The organism is Brevibacillus gelatini (assembly GCF_003710935.1).
Lineage (GTDB): Bacteria > Bacillota > Bacilli > Brevibacillales > Brevibacillaceae > Brevibacillus > Brevibacillus gelatini.
Map to the genome: position 1 here is coordinate 45,045 of NZ_RHHS01000032.1, position 18,860 is coordinate 63,904.

17 protein-coding genes are annotated in these 18,860 nt (G+C 57.8%); all 17 read left to right on the top strand.

The annotated features are described in order from the left end of the window. Complete coding sequence (locus EDM57_RS13720) at nt 1-1,422, top strand: flippase (protein WP_122905301.1); 1,422 nt, start codon at nt 1-3, stop codon at nt 1,420-1,422. Beyond that, nucleotides 1,419-2,234, top strand: coding sequence for a CDP-alcohol phosphatidyltransferase family protein (locus EDM57_RS13725; protein WP_122905302.1), 816 nt, complete (start codon nt 1,419-1,421; stop codon nt 2,232-2,234). The genes EDM57_RS13720 and EDM57_RS13725 overlap by 4 nt, the downstream gene beginning before the upstream one ends. Then, nucleotides 2,191-2,907 (top strand): phosphocholine cytidylyltransferase family protein, encoded by a 717-nt coding sequence (locus EDM57_RS13730; RefSeq protein WP_122905303.1) that lies wholly within the window; start codon nt 2,191-2,193, stop codon nt 2,905-2,907. The genes EDM57_RS13725 and EDM57_RS13730 overlap by 44 nt, the downstream gene beginning before the upstream one ends. Before the next feature lie 2 nt (nt 2,908-2,909). Beyond that, on the top strand, nt 2,910-4,169 hold the full coding sequence (locus EDM57_RS13735; RefSeq protein ID WP_246005813.1) for an O-antigen ligase family protein: 1,260 nt from the start codon (nt 2,910-2,912) through the stop codon (nt 4,167-4,169). Next, nucleotides 4,078-5,304, top strand: a complete 1,227-nt coding sequence (locus EDM57_RS13740) for a glycosyltransferase family 4 protein (protein ID WP_122905304.1) — start codon at nt 4,078-4,080, stop codon at nt 5,302-5,304. The genes EDM57_RS13735 and EDM57_RS13740 overlap by 92 nt, the downstream gene beginning before the upstream one ends. Beyond that, nucleotides 5,270-6,283: a polysaccharide deacetylase family protein gene (locus EDM57_RS13745; RefSeq protein WP_122905305.1), complete on the top strand. Its 1,014-nt coding sequence runs from the start codon at nt 5,270-5,272 to the stop codon at nt 6,281-6,283. Before EDM57_RS13740 ends, EDM57_RS13745 begins: the two co-directional genes overlap by 35 nt. After that, nucleotides 6,267-6,887: a sugar transferase gene (locus EDM57_RS13750; RefSeq protein WP_122905306.1), complete on the top strand. Its 621-nt coding sequence runs from the start codon at nt 6,267-6,269 to the stop codon at nt 6,885-6,887. The genes EDM57_RS13745 and EDM57_RS13750 overlap by 17 nt, the downstream gene beginning before the upstream one ends. Further along, nucleotides 6,884-7,903, top strand: coding sequence for a GNAT family N-acetyltransferase (locus tag EDM57_RS13755; RefSeq protein ID WP_122905307.1), 1,020 nt, complete (start codon nt 6,884-6,886; stop codon nt 7,901-7,903). Before EDM57_RS13750 ends, EDM57_RS13755 begins: the two co-directional genes overlap by 4 nt. A gap of 11 nt (nt 7,904-7,914) precedes the next feature. Next, nucleotides 7,915-9,099: a DegT/DnrJ/EryC1/StrS family aminotransferase gene (locus EDM57_RS13760; RefSeq protein ID WP_122905308.1), complete on the top strand. Its 1,185-nt coding sequence runs from the start codon at nt 7,915-7,917 to the stop codon at nt 9,097-9,099. Further along, nucleotides 9,086-10,360: a type III PLP-dependent enzyme domain-containing protein gene (locus EDM57_RS13765; protein ID WP_122905309.1), complete on the top strand. Its 1,275-nt coding sequence runs from the start codon at nt 9,086-9,088 to the stop codon at nt 10,358-10,360. The genes EDM57_RS13760 and EDM57_RS13765 overlap by 14 nt, the downstream gene beginning before the upstream one ends. Beyond that, nucleotides 10,361-11,344 carry an ATP-grasp domain-containing protein gene (locus EDM57_RS13770; protein WP_122905310.1) on the top strand — a complete coding sequence of 328 codons (984 nt, stop codon included), beginning with the start codon at nt 10,361-10,363 and terminating at the stop codon, nt 11,342-11,344. A 236-nt stretch (nt 11,345-11,580) separates the two neighbouring features. Then, a complete protein-coding gene (locus EDM57_RS13775; protein WP_122905311.1) occupies nt 11,581-12,471 on the top strand; it encodes a methyltransferase domain-containing protein in 891 nt (296 codons plus the stop codon). Between the two features lie 108 nt (nt 12,472-12,579). Continuing rightward, on the top strand, nt 12,580-13,143 hold the full coding sequence (gene lepB, locus EDM57_RS13780) for a signal peptidase I (RefSeq protein ID WP_122905312.1): 564 nt from the start codon (nt 12,580-12,582) through the stop codon (nt 13,141-13,143). 63 nt (nt 13,144-13,206) lie between these two features. Next, complete coding sequence (locus EDM57_RS13785; protein ID WP_122905399.1) at nt 13,207-14,703, top strand: helix-turn-helix domain-containing protein; 1,497 nt, start codon at nt 13,207-13,209, stop codon at nt 14,701-14,703. A gap of 165 nt (nt 14,704-14,868) precedes the next feature. Further along, nucleotides 14,869-16,539, top strand: coding sequence for a urocanate hydratase (gene hutU, locus EDM57_RS13790; RefSeq protein WP_122905313.1), 1,671 nt, complete (start codon nt 14,869-14,871; stop codon nt 16,537-16,539). A 6-nt stretch (nt 16,540-16,545) separates the two neighbouring features. After that, the gene (gene hutI, locus EDM57_RS13795; RefSeq protein WP_122905314.1) at nt 16,546-17,820 is read left to right on the top strand and encodes an imidazolonepropionase; all 1,275 of its coding nucleotides are present in this window, start codon (nt 16,546-16,548) and stop codon (nt 17,818-17,820) included. Next, on the top strand, nt 17,817-18,818 hold the full coding sequence (locus EDM57_RS13800; RefSeq protein WP_122905315.1) for an agmatinase family protein: 1,002 nt from the start codon (nt 17,817-17,819) through the stop codon (nt 18,816-18,818). Before hutI ends, EDM57_RS13800 begins: the two co-directional genes overlap by 4 nt. Nucleotides 18,819-18,860 lie beyond the last annotated feature (42 nt).

Below are 18,860 nucleotides of genomic sequence, written 5' to 3' on the forward strand. Positions count from 1 at the left end.
ATGAACGCCCTCAAGCTCGGGTGGCACAAGCAACTGGCCAAAGTGTGCGGCAACCGGGATGTACGCGAAGTGCTGCACGGTTCTCTGATTACGTTTTTGCTGCGGTTGTTCGGCTTCGTTTTGCTCTACACGCTGCAACTGTTTATTGCCAGGGAATACGGGGCCGGCAATCTGGGTGTTTATTCGCTTGCGATCACCCTGCTCAATATCGGAATGGTGCTGGCGCTGTTTGGCACCGACACGGCGATGCTCCGTCTGCTGGCCGAGTACCGCGCGCAGGGAGCACTGGCAAAGGTTCGGCAGTTGTTTGGCAAGGTGGCGCTGTGGACATTTTGGCCTTCCCTGCTGCTGTCCTTGCTGTTCCATTTGTTTGCGGAGCACATCTCCCACCTCGTGTTTGCCGGAGAGCTGCCCGCCGGGACACTGCGGGTCATCGCCTGGATGCTGCCGTTCGTCTCGCTCGGCAGACTGTACGCCTCGGCTTTTCGCGCGCTGCACCGCGTGACCGCATCCGTGATCGTCGACACTGTCGGCATGCGCTTTTTGCACCTCCTGTTTCTGCTTGTCGCCCTGCCTTTGTTCACTCCGACCTTGCAGCTTCTGATCGGCCTGTTCGCAGCCGCCGTCATCCTCAACACGTTGTACGGCATGGGCAAGTGGCATTTTCTGTCCAGGGACATGCGGGCGGGCGACCAGCCGCTGGAGCAGGAGACTGGTGCGGCAATCAGCTTCCGCTCGCTTTGTACGCTGGCGCTTCCGATGTATTTGAGCGCTTCGATGGAACTGGTGATGAGCTGGACGGACACGATTATGCTGGGGATTTTTACAAATGCCGAGACGGTCGGGGTGTACAGTGTCGTCCTGCGGCTTTCGATGGTGACGAACTTCGCGCTTATTTCGATCAACACGATGCTGTCACCGAAGTTTTCGGAGATGTACGCCCGCGGCGATCTGGACGGGCTGCGGAAAATGATCGCGTTTGCCAATCGGCTCATTTTCTTCGCGTCTGCACCGCTCAACTTGCTCGTCGCCATCTTCGCCGCACCGCTGCTCGCGCTGTTTGGCGATTCATTTGCCGCAAGCAGTCTCGTCCTGGTCATCCTCTGTCTGGGACAGTTCATCAACTTTTCCTCGGGCAGCGTGATCCCGCTCTTGACGATGACTGGCCATCAAAAGACATCGCGCAATATTCTCGTTTTTTCTGCCTTGCTGAACCTTTGCGGAAACGGCCTGTTGATCCCCTGGCTCGGCATTACGGGAGCAGCTATCGCCACGGCGATCAGTCTAAGCTGCCGGGACATTTGCGCTTCGTATTGGGCTTATCGCTATTTCGGGTTTCGCACGTGGTATATTCCGTTCTTCCCTGAAAAAAATTCCGTCTTGCAACGAAGACGAGGTCATGAAGAAGGTGGCATACGGTGAAAAAAGACTTGTATCCGAGCATGTTTTGGGACAGCGAGAAGATTCGGAGTTACCGGACTCAGGTGCAAAAGCCATGGGCTCGCGAGGAATTTTGGTCGTACTATTTCTCCAGGCGCATTTCCATTTACTTGAGCCTGTATTTGGCGAAAAAGCAGCGAGTCTCGCCGAATGCGATTACGATTGCGGGAATCGTTGTCGGACTGATCGCTGCTGCGGCCTTCATGTACGGATCGGCGGCTGCCTTTTTAATCGGCTGTTTTTGCTATCAAATGTGCTATCTCGCTGACTGTGTGGACGGGGAAGTTGCCCGCATGAAAAATCAAAGCAGCAGGGGCGGCGTCTGGCTTGATATTGGGCTGAACTACTCGCTTTATCTCGTATCGTTTGCGGTGATCTACGGGGTCGCCAAAAGCCAGCCGACGCTCGGGCCTTATTTGATCTATTTGATTTTGTTTACGATTTTTACGGAAATTTTGGCGACGAATGGCTCGGATCTCGCCTTTGGCAAGGGGAAAATCTCGCAAGAAACCGTCTCCATGCGCAAGCGCAGCAAGTGGGTCGATGCCGGAGTGTTTTTGTTTCTCACCCAGACGGGCTTCCAGAGCGGGGTGCTGATTGCGGCGGTAATGTGGGCGATCAGCGGCCAGCATCAGTTTCTGGATGTGTGGACGGCCTATCACTTGCTGGTGGGACTCCTCAGAGCGCTTTACAAGTTGAAGCTGAACGTCAAATACGTCTTGGCATCAAGGCAAGAGGGAGGGGGAGCACATGAAGGCTCTGCTTATGGCGGCGGGACTCGGATCGCGGATTAGCGGGCAAATTGACGGGATTCCCAAGTGCACGGTTGACATCGGGAACAAGGCGTTGATCGAGAATACGATTGCGGAGTTGAAGCGAAAAGGCATCGACGAGATCGCGATTGTGGTCGGGTATCGCGCTCAAGTCATCACCAGTTTGCTTGGCAGGGAAAACATTCGCTTTTTCCACAATCCGTTTTACGACCGCACGAACAGCATCGCCTCGCTCTGGTTCGCCCGCGAATTTCTCACGGGCAGCGACTGCCTGTTGTTCAACGCGGATGTGTATTTTGAGGAAAAAGTGCTGGACGTCGTACTCCAGGAAACGAGAAGTCCGGTCATGTTCGCGGACCCTTCGCGCAGGGCAGAGGGCGATTACAAATTCGGCTTTGCACACGGCCTGCTGCACAAGCACGGAAAAGAACTGTCTCTGGAAGAAACGACAGGCGAATACATCGGCATCGCCCGGCTGCACGAGGGGTTTCTGCCGATTTTCCAGGAGCGTCTGCAAAGGCTGATCCATGAGCGGCAGCACGATTTATGGTGGGAAAACGTGTTGTACTCCTTTTTGGGCGAAAGAGACGTGCACGTGGCGCAAATTCCGCCGGGGCTGTTTTGGGCAGAGGTAGATACATGGGAGGATTACAGGCGGATTCTTCATTTCACGAATCATCTGGCCCACATGTGAGGATGGGCAACGTGAAGCTTTCGCTGGACAAGGTACTGCTGTTTCTCTACGTACTCCTGAAGCCCTTCTACCTCTTCCCGAGCGGAAACCCGCAAATCGCGGATTTCATCATGCTGCTTTTGATTGCCTACACCTTTTTGTTTCGCGTCAACCAGTTGCAGCGCAAATATTTGTTTTTCGTCCTGCTGACCCTGGCGTTTTTGTACGATATTTTGCTGGTCAACGGCCTGTGGGCGATTGCGCTCGGCGGTGTCATGGAAGTGTTTGAGTCCACGAAATGGTACTGGTACAACGGAGCCGTCCTGCTGACTGTCGTCGTCCTGTGCCAGAGCGAGCCGCGCGAATATGTGCAGTGGCTGTTCTGGTCTGTCGCCTGCTCGCTCGCGGTGCAGACGCTTGCGCTCCTGCTCGGGCTGGCGCCTGGGGAGCATGATTTCCGCCAGTCGCTGTTTTTCAACAATCCGAACCAGCTCGGGTATTTCGGCCTGCTCTGCCTGGGGATTTGCCTTTTTGGTGCGCGGTTCTTTCCCGTCCGAGCCATCTATTTGTTCGTGGTAATCGGCTGCTCACTAAGCGTGATCGCCGCGTCCCTGTCCAAGGCAGCGATTGTGAGTGCGCTCTTGATGTATGCGGTCTTTCTGTTCGTTTCATGGAAGGAGCGGACAGGGCTGTTCTGGAAAAACGTCGTCTGCGTGCTGGCCTGCTTTTTTCTGCTCTTTTGCATCTCTTTGTACACGAATGAAAACGTGCTGCACAATGCGACGATTTACACGCAAGTCAAGGAACGGCTGGAAACGCTGGGAGAGGACTCTGACGACAATCTGGCGTCGAGGGGCTACGACCGGATCGTCAACCACCCCGAGTACATGTTTTTCGGGGCAGGCGAGGGGCAGTACGAACGGTTTGACAGCAGCATCGCCCTCGAATTGCACTCTACGGTCGCCAATCTGTTTTTCTCGTATGGCATTGTGGGTACGCTGTTGTTTTTTCTGCTCTTGTACGCCGGGGTGCGCGGGCATCGGTTCTACTCCTGGTATCCGCTCTTTTTTCAAATCGTGTACGGTTTGACGCACAACGGAATCCGCGAGACGTTTTTCTGGATCTTGCTGGCGCTCTATTGTGTGACAGCCGGGATGAGTGCTGACTCAATCAAAAATGGCGGTGACTTGCATGGGAAAAATTTTGCAAATCTGCGCAATCGACCAAACGGTGGAAAGTCTGCTCTTGCCGCTCATCCAAAAGCTGGCGGAGGAAGGCCATGAAGTGCATACGGCGTGCACGGACACCGGGCGTTTTCAGGCGCTGCGGGCCAAGGGGCTCATCCTCTGGCCGATTGCGATCAAGCGAAAAATCGAGCCGTTCTCCAATCTGTGCTCGATATGGGCTCTGTATCGGCTGATGAAACGCGAGCGCTACGACGCAGTGCATGTCCACACTCCGGTTGCGGCTGTGCTGGGCCGGGTGGCAGCGAGACTCGCAGGGGTCAGCCCGGTCGTCTACACGGCGCACGGCTATTATTTTCACGATGGCATGAGCCCAGGCGAATACCGGCTGTACTACACCCTGGAAAAGTGGTTTGCGAAGCATTTGACGGACTATTTGCTCTTGCAGAGCAGGGAGGACTACGAGCTGAGCGTGCAGGACGGCTTTTTGCCCCCGGAGCGCATCATGCACCTTGGCAACGGGGTGGATGTCGAGCAGCGGTTTCATCCGCAGGCGGTGTCGCCGGAGGAAGCGATGGAGGTACGTGCGGCGCTTGGCATCGGCGCAGACGATCTCGTCATTGTCTACGTGGGGCGGATGGTTGGCGAAAAAGGGATTTTCGAGCTGGTAGAGGCTTTTTCCAGGCTGGCGCGAGAGTCGGCCCGCGTGCGGCTTTTGCTGGTGGGGGACGTATCGGCCAGTGAACGGGATCAGCGCGGCCAGATGCTGCAGCAGCAATGCCGGGAACATCCGCAGATCGTCCTGACAGGCTTTCGCCGCGACATCCCGCAACTGCTCGCCGCAAGCGACATCTTCGTCCTGCCTTCGCATCGCGAGGGCTTGCCCCGCTCGATTATCGAAGCGATGGCGATGGGCAAACCGATTGTCGCCACGAACATTCGCGGCTGCCGCGAAGAGGTGACGGACGGGGTAAACGGGATTTTGGTGGAGCCAAAGCAGTCCGAACATTTGTACAAGGCGCTGAAAAAGCTGGCCTGCGACGCGCGGCTGAGGGAAGCGTACGGACAAAACAGCCGCTATTTGGCGGAAGAGCATTTTAACGAGCAACACGTACTCGCAAGGCAGGCCGAGCTGTTTGCGACGCTTTTCGCTGCCAAGACAGAGCCGCTCTGCACGGAAAAGGAGGTTGACGAACGGCTTGGGCAAAACAGGAGCATTGGTCATATCCCTTGATTTCGAGCTGTATTGGGGCGTTCGCGACAAAAGGACGCTCTCCGACTGCGAACAAAACTTGCAGGGGGCTCGTCAGGTGATCCCGGCCATACTGGAGCTGTTTCACAAGTACGAGATTCACGCCACCTGGGCGACGGTAGGCTTTTTGTTCTGCGAGACGCGCGAGGAGCTGATCGGCACGCTGCCGAACGAGCTGCCGGACTACGCCGATCCGAACCTGTCGCCGTATCGCTACGTGCAGTCGGGAGCGCTTGGCGCGCGCGAGCAGGTGGACCCGTATCACTACGCCCTTTCTCTGATCCGGCTGATTTCCTCCTGCCCGCACCAGTACATCGGCAGCCACACTCACTCCCACTACTACTGCCTGGAGCCGGGGCAAACCGCCCGAACGTTTTCCGAAGATTTGGCCGCTTTCAAAAAAGTGGCGCGCAAGAAAGGGTACGCTCCGACCAGCATCGTCTTTCCGCGCAATCAGTTTACCCCCTCCTATCTGGCTGTCTGCAAAAAGCACGGGTTCACCGCGTATCGCGGGAACGAGCGGTCGTGGATGTACAAGGCGGGTTCATCCGCGCAAAACACCTTGCTCAAACGGGCGTTGCGCCTTGTCGACGCCTACGTCAATCTGAGCGGGCATCACGCGTACGAGACGCTTTCCACAAGCCGGGAAGGGCTGGTCGATGTCCCGGCGAGCCGATTTTTGCGGCCGTATTCGCCGCGGCTGCGCTGGCTGGAAAGCATCCGGCTTAGCAGGCTGCGGCGCGATCTGCTTTATGCAGCCAAAAACCGCCGATTGTACCATCTGTGGTGGCACCCGGAAAACTTCGGCAGCCACCTCGCGGAAAATCTTCGGGTTCTGGAGCAGTTGCTTCAATATTATGCAGAGTTGCGCAGCCGGTACGGGATGCAGAGTCTGAGCATGGAGGAAGCGGCTGTGCATTGGACCAAGCAAATGGAGGGACGGCATGAAGTGTCTGTTTGATCGCCTGGTCGCTTTTATCCTGTTAATCGTCTTATCGCCTCTATTACTCCTGCTGTCGATTCTCATTCGCTGCAAGCTGGGCGCCCCTGTCTTGTTCGTCCAGGAGCGGCCGGGACGGTACGGAAAACCTTTTTTCATTTATAAATTTCGGACGATGACCAATCAGTGCGACGCATCGGGACAACTGCTGCCGGATGAGCAAAGGCTGACTCCGTTTGGCATGATGCTGAGAAAGTACAGCCTGGATGAGTTGCCGCAACTGTGGAATGTGCTGCGAGGCGATTTGAGCCTGGTTGGCCCCCGGCCGCTGCTCATGGAATACTTGCCGCTCTACACGCCCCGGCAGATGAAGCGGCACGAGGTGCTGCCGGGCATTACGGGCTGGGCGCAGGTCAACGGAAGAAACGCGCTCACCTGGGAGCAAAAATTCGAGCTGGACATCTGGTACGTGGAAAATCACAACTTTTGGCTCGACCTGAAAATTTTGCTGCTGACGATCAAACGAGTTTTGCAAAAAACGGGAATCAGTCACGAAGGATGCGTCACGATGGAAAAATTCACCGGGAGCAAAACAGGCGGAGCTTGCCAGGAGGGAAATGCGTGAGTTTGATCGTGCTTGCGAATCAGGATGACTGGACTGCTTGCTTGCGGCATTTCGCGCATGCAGACATTTCCTATGCAAAAGAATACGTAAGCCTTTACGCCGAAAGGGAGGGGGGCGTGCCGGAGGCGGTGTTTTTTTCCCAAGGGGACAGCCGGATTTTTTATCCCTACCTGGTCCGCTCCCTTGACGCTCTCCTTCCGGGGTATGCGGATATTGTCTCCATCGGGTACGGCGGTCCGTGCCTCTCTCCTGCGACGACAGGCGTAGAGGCGTTTTCCGCACAGTTTTCCGCTTATTGCCGCAGCAAAAACTACGTGACGGAAACGGTGCGCTTTCATCCGCTGGAGAAAAACGCCGAGCTGTTTCGCGGGCTGATACGGCTGGATCTGGTGCGGACGACCGTTGCTGTCGATGTCCGGCCGCCGCTTCCGCAAATCCGTGCGAAATACAGCGAAAACGTCAGGCGCAACATGAAAAAAGCGATCGCCAACGAGGTGAGCATCGTGGAAGAGAGCGGCGAAGACGGCTTGCGGGCGTTCATGCAACTGTACCGGGAGACGATGGAGCGAAACTTTGCCGGACCAGCCTATTACTATGACCTTGAATTTTTTGCCGGACTCATGAAAGAAACCGCGTTGTGCAAACCGCGTCTCCTGCTCGCCATGCACGAGGGCATGGCTGTGGCAGGCGCAATCATGCTCTGCGGAAGGCGCTATGCCCACTACCAGCTCGGGGCTTCGCACAAGGCGGACATGCCGCTCGGGATCAACCATCTGCTTTTCGACGCCATGATTCAGCGGGCCAAGGAGGACGGGCTTGCGTATTTGCTGCTCGGCGGCGGCAATCGCGACGGGGACGGCTTGTTCCGCTTCAAGGCGTCGTTTTCCAAAACCAATCATGTTCCGTACTGGATGGGCAAAAAGATTCACGACGAACAGGCTTACCGGGTGCTATGCGAAAAAACAAAGGCAGATCGTGCGGGGGACGGGTCTTTTTTTCCGGCCTACCGGGCGTAGGGAGGGTAACGATGGGAGAAAAATCGCGCATTTATTTGTCGCCGCCGCACATGGGGACAGAAGAGCAGGAACTGCTCGCGAGCGCTTTTGCGTCCAACTGGATTGCGCCGCTCGGAGAACATGTCGATGCGTTTGAGCAGGAACTGGCCCGCTATGTAGGGGTGAAGGGGGCGCTTGCCGTCTCCTCCGGTACGGCGGCGCTTCATCTCGGTCTGAGGCTTGCGGGAGTTGGGCCGGGCGATACCGTTTTTTGTTCCAGCCTGACGTTTGTGGCGAGTGCCAACCCGATTTTGTACCTGGGGGCGACCCCGGTTTTTATCGACTCGGAGGAAGCGACCTGGAACATGTCGCCTGTCGCGCTGGAACGAGCCTTGCAGGATGCGGCACGGCAGGAGAAGCTGCCCAAAGCGGTCGTCATCGTCCACTTGTACGGACAAACTGCCGACATGGGCCCGCTGCTTTCGCTGTGCGAGCAATACGGGGTGACGGTGGTGGAGGATGCTGCGGAATCGCTCGGCGCCGATTACAAAGGGCGAATGAGCGGCTCACTCGGGCAGTTTGCTGCGTTTTCGTTCAATGGCAATAAAATTATTACGACCTCCGGCGGGGGGATGCTCGTCACGGATGATTTGGAGGCACTGGAGCGGGCGCGGTTTTGGGCGACGCAGGCCCGCGAGCGGGTGCGTCACTACGAGCATGAGCAGATGGGCTACAACTATCGCCTGAGCAATTTGCTGGCGGCGGTCGGCAGAGGGCAGCTGCGGGTGCTGGAGGAGCGCATCGCAGCACGGCAGCGCGTCTATCAGCGCTATGAAGCGGAGCTGCAGCAGCTTCCCGGCATCTCGTTCATGCCAAATTCGCCGACAGGGAGGGCGACGCGCTGGCTGACGGCGCTGACGATTGATCCAGAGCAAGCCGGGGTTACGGCAGGGCAGCTGATTGACGCGCTGGAGCAGGCAAACATCGAGGCGCGCCCGGTCTGGAAGCCGATGCATCGCCAGCCGCTGTTTGCCCGCTACCGCTATTACCCGCATTTGCCGGAGCAGAGCGTCTCTGACGAGCTGTTCGCGAGGGGAGTCTGCCTTCCTTCCGGCTCCAGCCTCAGCGAGCAGCAGCAGGAGCGGGTCATTTCCACCATCAGACAGTGCCTGACAGGCAGAAGACGTGCAAAGGAGCTGGGCCATGTACAGTTATGAGCAGCTTGCCGCGTGGAGAGAGCGTTGCCAGTCGTCGTTCTTTTTGCTCGATCCAGACAGACTTCGCGACAATTACGAGCGGTTCTTCCGCGCTTTTTCCAGTCGGTATGAAAAGGTGAGTGTCGGCTACTCGTACAAGACGAACTACTTGCCGTATGTGTGCCAATGCCTGCATCGAATGGGAGCACGGGCGGAGGTCGTCTCCAGGCTGGAATACGATCTTGCGCTGAAACTGGGCGTCGAGCCGACCGCGATCATTTTCAACGGGCCGCTGAAGACGGCCGAAGACATCCGCCTCGCTTTGGAGCTGGGCAGCCTGGTCAATCTCGACTCGCTTTCAGAAATTGCCCCTGTGCTCGCCTACGCCAGACAGCATCCCGAACAGACGGTCCGCGTCGGCCTGCGCGTCAATTTCGATTTGACGCGCGGCGGCGTCAGTCCGCTGCAAAACGGCTATCAGGTGAGCCGCTTCGGCTTTTGTGTGGAAAACGGCAGCTTTGCGCAGGCGCTGGAGTGTCTGGCTGCCGTGCCAAATGTGCGGGTTACGGGCTTGCACGGGCATTTTTCCACGAATCGCAGTGTGGGAGTGTACCGGCAAATTGCCCGCAAGCTGTGCCGTCTGGCGAAAGCGCATCTCGGAGAGCAGCTTGAATTCCTTGACATCGGGGGCGGGTTTTACGGCGAGTTGCCTGCCACGTTCGGGATGGTCGGCGTCCCGAGCTTTGACGATTACGCTTCTGCCATTACTTCCACACTCAAGGAAGAACTGGGAGAAAGCAGCCTGCCGCTGCTCATCCTGGAGCCGGGCATCTCGCTTGTCGCCGATGCGGTCGAGTTCATCTGCCAGGTCGTGGATGTCAAGGAAAACCGTGGCGAGCGTTTTGTGCTCGTAGACGGCAGTGTCCACAATATCAAGCCAACCATGCACGCGCACCAGCTTCCGGCCAGCGTCGTGACCCGTAACCGCAAAGCGTGGGAAGGAACGTATCATGTTGTGGGATATACGTGCATGGAAAAAGACTACTTGCTGCAGGGCTTTCACGGAATCGTGCCGGAGCCGGGAGATTTTCTCGTGTTCGGGCATACGGGAGCGTATACGCTCGTGTTCAACCCGCCGTTTATTCGCGAACGGCCGCCTGTACTGGTCAAGGCGGGCCGCGATGTCGTCGTCGCGAGGCGCAAAGAGACGCTGGCGGAGTTTTTACCGGAGTCGCTCTATGAATTTTCAATTCCAGGCTGGCAAGCAGGAGGGTACGCGTAGATGAATGTGCTGCTGACGAGTGTAGGCCGCAGGGTCAAACTGATCGAGTATTTCGTCCGGGAGTGGGGCGGTGCCGGAAAAATTATCGCGGCCGATTGCGAACCGACCGCCCCTGCGCTGTTCGCCGCCCATCACAGGCAGATCGTCCCACGCATTGACGACCCGGCGTATGTGCGGGCGCTGGAGGAAATTTGCCTGCGCTATGACATCAAGGCGGTGCTCTCCCTGATCGACCCCGAGCTTGGGCTGCTTGCCGCCCATGCCGAGCGGTTTTCGCGGCTCGGTGTGCAGGCGGTCGTCTCAGGTCTGGACGTGGTCAATCTGTGTCTCGACAAAAAGGCGACCCACGATTTTTTGCGCGCCCACGAGCTTCCGTGCGTTCCTACCTACACGCTGGAAGAGGCGCAAGCTGCGCTCACCGCAGGAGAGCTTGCCTATCCGTTGTTGGCCAAGCCGCGCAAGGGCAGCGCCAGCCTGGGGCTTGTCCGTATGGAAAAAGAGACGGAGCTTGCCGCGCTCGCGCAAAAGGCAGAGGAACTGATTGTCCAGCCGTTTTTGCAGGGAGGGGAATACGGCGTGGATGGCTATGTCGATCTCGTTACAGGAGAACTGACGGCTCTGTTTACGCGCAAAAAAATCCGCATGCGGGCGGGCGAGACAGACCGCTCGCTGGCGATTTTAGACGAGCGGCTGACGTCGCTGGTGAGGTCGCTCGTCTCCGTCTTGCCGCTTCGCGGGCCGTTTGACATCGACTGCTTTTTGCTCGGGGACCAGTACGTGATCTCCGAAATCAATCCGCGGTTTGGCGGCGGCTATCCCCACGCGCATGAAAGCGGTGTGAACGTTGTCGCTGCGCTGTTTCGCAACTTGCGCAAAGAGCCTGGCAAGCCGAATGTGGGAGATTACGAAGCAGGAACGATCATGCTGAAATACGATCAGGTCATGCTCATCAACAGCAGTCGGCTGACGGGGGAGGGCATGTAAAAAAGAGCGGCGGTCTTGACTGGTCTGTTGTATAATGAACGCGAGGGGAAAAGCCCCCGTGAACATGTTGACAGGAGTGTCGCCCACTATGACTATGAGCCCTCAATTCATTCGCTATCGGTAAGAAAAGGTACAGTCTGGCCTGATCCCGCTCGTTTTTGCAAAAGGAGAGCCGGGGTTTATTTGACTGTGCCTTTTTTCATTCACCGATACCGAATGAATGGGGTGCTTTTTTTATGTTTCCAACCAGAAAAGAGCGACAGGCCGAACTGTTGGCCCGGCATAGCGGAATGCTTAGATGCCCGGTTTGCCACGGGGCGCTTGCGCTCATCCATACAAACAGTACAGCCAGCCTTGTATGCGCCAGCCGCCATTGCTTTGACGTGTCGCGACACGGCTATGTGCACCTGGCGAATGCGGGCTACCGCTCGAAGTACGAGCGAGAAATGTTTGACGCGAGAAGAACAATGGCCGCAAACGGCTTTTTCTCTCCGCTATACGACGCTGTCAGCCAAAAGCTCGCGGAGTATGCGGCGATCGGCGACGAGCCGTTTTGCGTGCTGGATGCCGGGTGTGGCGAAGGCTCGCACCTGGCGCGCATTCGCGAAGAGGTAAGCAAGCGGCGGCCAGTCGAGTTCGTCGGCGCGGGTGTCGATCTGTCCAAAGCGGGCATTGCGCTCGCAGCCAAAGCGCATCCCGATTTGCTTTGGTGCGTCGGCGACCTGGCGAATGCTCCGTTTGCCGACAGGAGCTTTGCGGTCATCCTGAACGTGCTGTCGCCATCCAACACGCGGGAGTTTGCGCGAATGCTCAAAGCTGGCGGGCTTGTCATCAAGGTCGTTCCCGGCGAGCGATACTTGCAGGAACTGCGCGAGCGCCTTTATGTGCAGCCGGGCAACCGGACGTATTCCAATGCAGCGACAATCGAGCGCTTCGCCGCCAGCTTTTCGCTGCTTGACTGTGAGCAGGTGGCGTATTCGTTCCGGCTGGATCAGCCGAACCTGGCGGCGCTGATCCGGATGACGCCGCTGACGTGGGGGGCTGAACCGCAGCAGTTGGCAAAGGCGTACGAGCTTATGGGCAGAGAGATTTCTGTCGAATTTACGGTTCTAGTTGGGAGAAAGTGAACGAGGCAGGAAGGGACGGAACCGGCTTTTTGGATTGGCCGAATTTTATGGTATGATGAAGGGTAGAGAAGGGGGAACGAAGAAGCAAGAGAGGAGTGGCATTGCACAGTGAAAGAGATCATGGGATGGATTCGTTCGATTGTTTACGCAGCCGTATTTGCTCTGCTCCTTGGAATCTTCGTGTTCCAGCCATACAAGGTCGAGGGCCATTCCATGGACCCTACCTTGCAGGATCAGCAGCGCATATACGTGTCCAAGCTGTCGCGGACGTTTTCGTACTTGCCGGACTACGGCGAGATCGTCGTGATCGACAGTCGGGTGGAGCGTGAACGGTCCTTCCTGGACGATGTGGTCAGCCATCCATTGGTGGCGCTGTTGACGGGCACAGCAGACGACCATTCGATGTACGTCAAACGCGTCATCGGCAGACCGGGCGACGTGCTGGAGTTTAAAAACAACCGGGTTTACCGCAACGGCGAGCCGCTTGAAGAACCGTATATCAAGGAAACGATGCAATACGCGGCTGACGGCAAATGGAAGGTGCCGGAAAACCACATTTTCGTCATGGGAGACAACCGTAACCACAGCACGGACTCCCGCGACATCGGCTTTATCCCGCTCGACCACATCATGGGCACGATGATCGAAAATCCGTTCAAATCAGAGGAATAGAGCAAAAAGCAAAGGTTGTCCGCGAGAGGGCAACCTTTGTTTGCAAAAAAAGGAGTGCTGCAGATGCCCAGTTTGCTGATTGCGGACCGAGACCCGACAGAGCGGGCAGGGATCAGCTGGCTCGTCTCAAGCTGCGCGATCCCGTATGACCAGGTGTACAGCGCAGGGACGATGGCCGAACTGTTTCAGGTGATGGAAGCACATACTCCGCAGGTCGTCTGCATCGAGCTGGACATGATCGACAAGGCGCACTGGGAGCGGCTGAAACTGCTCGTTGCCCAGTATCGGCCGACGGTGCTCGTCACCACCTCGGAAGCGACGTTCGAGCGGGCGATGCAAGGAATCGAGCTGTCTGCGCGCGATCTGTGGCTGAAGCCGCAAACGCCGGAGTACATCCGGCGCGTTTTGACCCGCTCTTGTCGGGAACGGGCGGGTGAAGCGCGGCTGGATGCACAGACGGGGAGCATCCAGGGGCGGCGCAAAGAGATTTCGCATCTCGATTTGTTTTTGCCGGGGCAATCGCCTTTGGGCGGCCATAAGGTCATGCTCGCCCAGCTGGAAGACGCGAAAAGACACCCGGAGCTGCTGCGTTTTTTCGCGGACTATCCGTTTCGCGACGAGCCTGTGCTGCTGCCGACAGGTGATGCTGTTGTCGCCGTATTTCCGGCGGAAAGCTCGCTTTCCTGGTCGCAGTGGCACTCGTTTGCCAAGCGCCTGTTGATGGACTGGGAGGCGACGAGCGACGCTCCGCTTTTTCTCGTCATCTACAAGGCGGAAGATGCCGGTCAGAGCTTGCAGCAAAAATACGAGCAGGCAAGTGAGGCACTGCAGCTGCGCTTTTTCAAAGGCTATCGGCAGGTGAGCATGGTGGACGGCAGGGTGAACTGGACGATGCTTGACCCGTTCCTGACGCCTGCCGAGCAGCGGACGTGGGTCGACATGCTGCACAGCGGCAATCGCGAGCAGATCAAACAGTGGCTGTACGGGCATTTTTTCTACAAGGACGAGCCGTACCCCGAGCCGGGGCTTTTGCGCATCCGGCTGACGAGCATTTTGGCCCAGGTTAGACGCTACATGAAGTCGCACGGGCTGGACAGCGCCTTTTTGGAAAAGGAGTACCACCGCGTATTCGAGACGATCCTGTATGCGCCGATTTTGTACCGCATCGTGACGGAACTGCTGTTGTTCATCAACCAGCTGCTCGATGCCGCCAACAGCCGAAACGATGAAATCAGGGCAGATGTGATCGAGCGGGCGCTGCGCTACATGGAAGGGCGCTATACCGACCCGGCTCTGCGCCTGGAGGACGTCGCACGGCATGTCGATCGCAGTCCGGCGTATTTCAGCACACTGTTTGCGCAAAAGCAGGGCAGCTCCTTCCGGCAGGTGCTGACGGCAATGCGGGTGAAGGAGGCCCAGCGGCTGCTTCTGGAAACCGCCCTGTCCGTACAGGAGGTGGCGGAGCGCAGCGGGTTCGTCAATGCCAATTACTTTCGTAAAATTTTTAAGGAAAAGACGGGGACAACTCCACGTTTGTTACGAAATCAAAAGAAAAGATAGAAATCGAAAGAAAAGAGAGTTTTTTCGAAAATTCCCGCTGCTTTGTCTATAGGCAATCGAAAGAAGAGGCACCAAATCGAAAGCAAGGTGCCTTTTTTGTGTTTTCCGGCGCTTTTACAATAAAAACAGGAGATGCACATTCTATGGAAAGCAGGTGGATATTTGATGGCAACGACACAATCGATTGAACAGATGATAAAGGCATATTCGGGCACCAAACTGCATGCAAAAGGCTGGGTGCAGGAAGCGGCGCTGCGCATGCTGTTGAACAACCTGAACCCTGACGTGGCAGAGCGCACAGAAGACTTGGTCGTGTACGGGGGAATCGGGAAAGCGGCGCGCAACTGGGAATGTTTCGATGCGATTGTCAAAACATTGCAAACATTGGAGAACGACGAGACGCTGCTGATCCAGTCGGGCAAGCCGGTCGCGGTGTTCAAGTCGCATACCGATGCGCCGCGCGTGCTGCTCGCAAACTCCAACCTGGTGCCCGCCTGGGCCAACTGGGAGCACTTCCACGAGCTGGACAAAAAAGGCTTGATGATGTACGGGCAAATGACAGCCGGAAGCTGGATTTACATCGGCAGCCAGGGGATTGTGCAAGGGACGTATGAGACGTTTGCGGAGCTTGCCCGCCAGCACTTTGCAGGTACGCTTGCAGGCACGATTACGGTCACGGCCGGACTCGGCGGCATGGGTGGCGCGCAGCCTTTGGCCGTATCGCTCAACGGCGGCGTGAGCATCAACATCGAGGTAGACCGCACCCGCATCCAGCGCAGACTGGACACGCGCTATCTCGATGTGATGACAGAGAGCCTCGACGAAGCGATCCGGATGGCGGAGACGGCCAAGCGGGAGAAAAAAGGCATTTCCATCGGGCTGCTTGGCAATGCCCCGGAAGTGCTGAACGCGATGCTGGCCCGTAATTTCATCCCGGACGTGCTGACCGACCAGACTTCTTCGCACGATCCGCTCAACGGCTACATCCCGGAAGGCATGAGTCTCGAAGCGGCGGCAGAGCTGCGCACACGCGATCCACAGGAGTATGAGCGACGCTCCAAGGCGAGCATCGCCAACCACGTTCGCGCCATGCTGGCGATGCAGGAAAAAGGAGCCGTCACCTTTGACTACGGCAACAACATCAGACAGGTAGCGAAAGACGAAGGTGTCGAGGAGGCGTTCCGCTTCCCTGGCTTTGTGCCCGCCTATATCCGTCCGCAATTTTGCGAGGGAAAAGGGCCGTTCCGCTGGGTGGCGCTGTCCGGCGATCCCGAGGACATTTACAAGACCGACGAAGTGATTCTCCGCGAGTTTTCCTACAATACGCATCTGTGCAACTGGATTCGCATGGCGCAGGAGCGCATTCAGTTCCAGGGGCTGCCGTCCCGCATCTGCTGGCTGGGCTACGGCGAGCGCGCGCGGTTTGGCCAGATCATCAACGACATGGTGGCGCGCGGCGAGCTGAAAGCGCCCATCGTCATCGGGCGCGACCACCTCGACTCCGGCTCTGTCGCCTCGCCAAACCGCGAGACGGAAGCGATGAAGGACGGCAGTGACGCGGTGGCTGACTGGCCGATCCTGAATGCGATGATAAATGCGGTGGGCGGCGCGAGCTGGGTATCTGTGCATCACGGCGGCGGCGTCGGCATGGGCTACTCGTTGCATGCCGGAATGGTCATCGTGGCAGACGGAACGCCGGAAGCTGCCCGCCGCCTGGAGCGCGTCCTGACAACCGATCCGGGGATGGGCATTGTGCGCCATGCAGATGCAGGCTACGAGCTGGCGATTCGCACGGCGAAGGAAAAAGGCGTCAAGATCCCGATGTTGAAGGAGTAAAAAGCGATGAATAAACCAGTATGGATTCGCCATGCCAGCCAGCTCGCCACGCTGGCTGGCGGGTCTTCCTCTCCGGTGACAGGAGCCCGGATGAACGAGCTGTCGATTATCGAGGACGGCAGCGTCTGGCTGGAAAACGGCGTGATCGAGCGTGTCGGCACCGACGCCGAACTGGCAAGCGCCTACCGCGAGCGGGCGCACGAAGCGGTCATCATCGATGCTGCGGGCAAGCTGGTCACGCCGGGCTTGATCGACCCGCATACGCATCTCGTGCATGCGGGTTCCCGGCAAAACGAGTTCAACATGCGTCTGAACGGCGCGACGTACATGGAAATCATGAACAGCGGCGGCGGCATCCACGCAACGACTGCGGCGACGAGACAGGCGACACACGAACAACTGTATGCGGAGAGCAAGCGGCGGCTCGACCAGTTTTTGCTGCACGGGGTGACGACAGTCGAGGCCAAGAGCGGCTACGGCCTTACGCTGGAGGACGAACTCAAGCAGCTGGAAGTAGCGAAAAAGCTGGATGAAGAGCATCCGGTCGATCTCGTCAGCACGTTCATGGGCGCACATGCGGTTCCCCGCGAGTACAAGGACGCGCCGGATGCGTTTGTCGATTTGGTCATCGAGCAAATGATTCCCGAAGTTGCACGCCGCAAGCTGGCTGTTTTCAACGATGTGTTTTGCGAGCGCGGCGTCTTTACGCCCGAGCAGTCGCGCCGCATTCTCGAAGCCGGGATGCGCCACGGCCTGCTGCCGAAAATCCACGCGGATGAAATCGAGCCGTATGAGGGAGCGGAGCTTGCGGCTTCACTCGGTGCTGTATCTGCCGATCACCTGCTGCGCGCCTCCGACCGCGGGATCGAGCTGATGGCCGAGGCAGGCGTGATCGCGGTGCTGTTGCCAGGCACGGCCTTTTTCCTGATGGCAGAGTCCGCGAACGGGCGCAAAATGATTGACCGCGGCGTGGCGGTCGCGCTCTCGACCGACTGCAACCCTGGCTCCTCGCCGACCGTCTCGCTGCCGCTGATAATGAATCTCGGCTGTCTGAAAATGGGAATGACTCCGGCCGAGGTGTTGACGGCCGCTACGATCAACGCGGCGCACGCCATTCGCCGCGCACACGAGATCGGCAGCATCGAGGTCGGGAAAAAAGCGGACATCACCATTTTTGACGTGCCGGACTTCATGACCTTGCAATATCGTTACGGCGTCAATCATGTAGATACGGTCATCAAAAAAGGGACAGTGGTCGTCGCAGGAGGGAGACTCGTATGACAGCAGGGTACCCGTACCCGCTCCTGAAGCCGCCGAGCTTTTCCTGGGACCGCAGCGCAGCGCCTGCCGAGCCGAAAGTAAGCGAGTGGATCGCGACGCTCGATCCGGCGACCGCGAACAGCACCAACTGGAGCGACTACGACGTGGCGCTGCTTGGCGTACCGCTGTCGCGTTCGTCCATCTCGGCTTCGGCTGCGAGTGAGAACCCGGATGCGATGCGGCGGGCGTGGAAGTATTTTACCACCTACAATCTCGATCACGACGTGGACTTGCAGCCGCTGCGTGTCGTCGACCTGGGCGATGTCAGGCAGCATGTGACAGACATCGCCCAGTGCCACCGCAACATCCGGGAAGCGATGGTGCAAATGCGCACGCATCATCCGCAACTTTTGCCTGTGATGATGGGCGGCGATCATTCGATCACGGCGATGCTTGTCAAAGGCTACAAGGACGTCCATCCTGACGAGCGTGTAGGCATCCTGCAATTGGACACTCATTTTGACCTGCGCGACCTGACCGATAACGGCCCCACAAACGGCACGCCGATTCGCAACCTCATCGAGAGCGGCACCATCAATGGGCGGGATGTGCACAACATCGGGCTGCACGGCTTTTTCAACGCCCGTTCGCTCAAGGCGTACGCTGACGAGACTGGCGTGCGCTATACGACCTTGCGTCAGGCGCGGCAAAAAGGGGTGGCCTGGACAGTGCAGGAAGCGCTGGAGCAGCTCTCGGCCCAAGTGGACATGATCTATTTAACCGTGGACATGGATGTGCTCGATTGCAGCTGTGGCCCCGGGGTCCCGGCTTCCACGCCCGGAGGCATGCACAGTGACGAGCTGTTTGAAGCCGTCTACGCGGCAGGGGTGCATCCGAAGGTCAAGGCGATGGACATCGTATGTCTGGACCCGTACAAGGACCGCGCAGAGGCCACCGTCAAGACGGCTGTTCATGTCATGCTGTCGTTTTTGAGCGGATTTTGCCAGCGCGAACAATAAAAAAGGAAAGGGAAACCGCTGTTGCTGAAGGCTCAGGCCTGC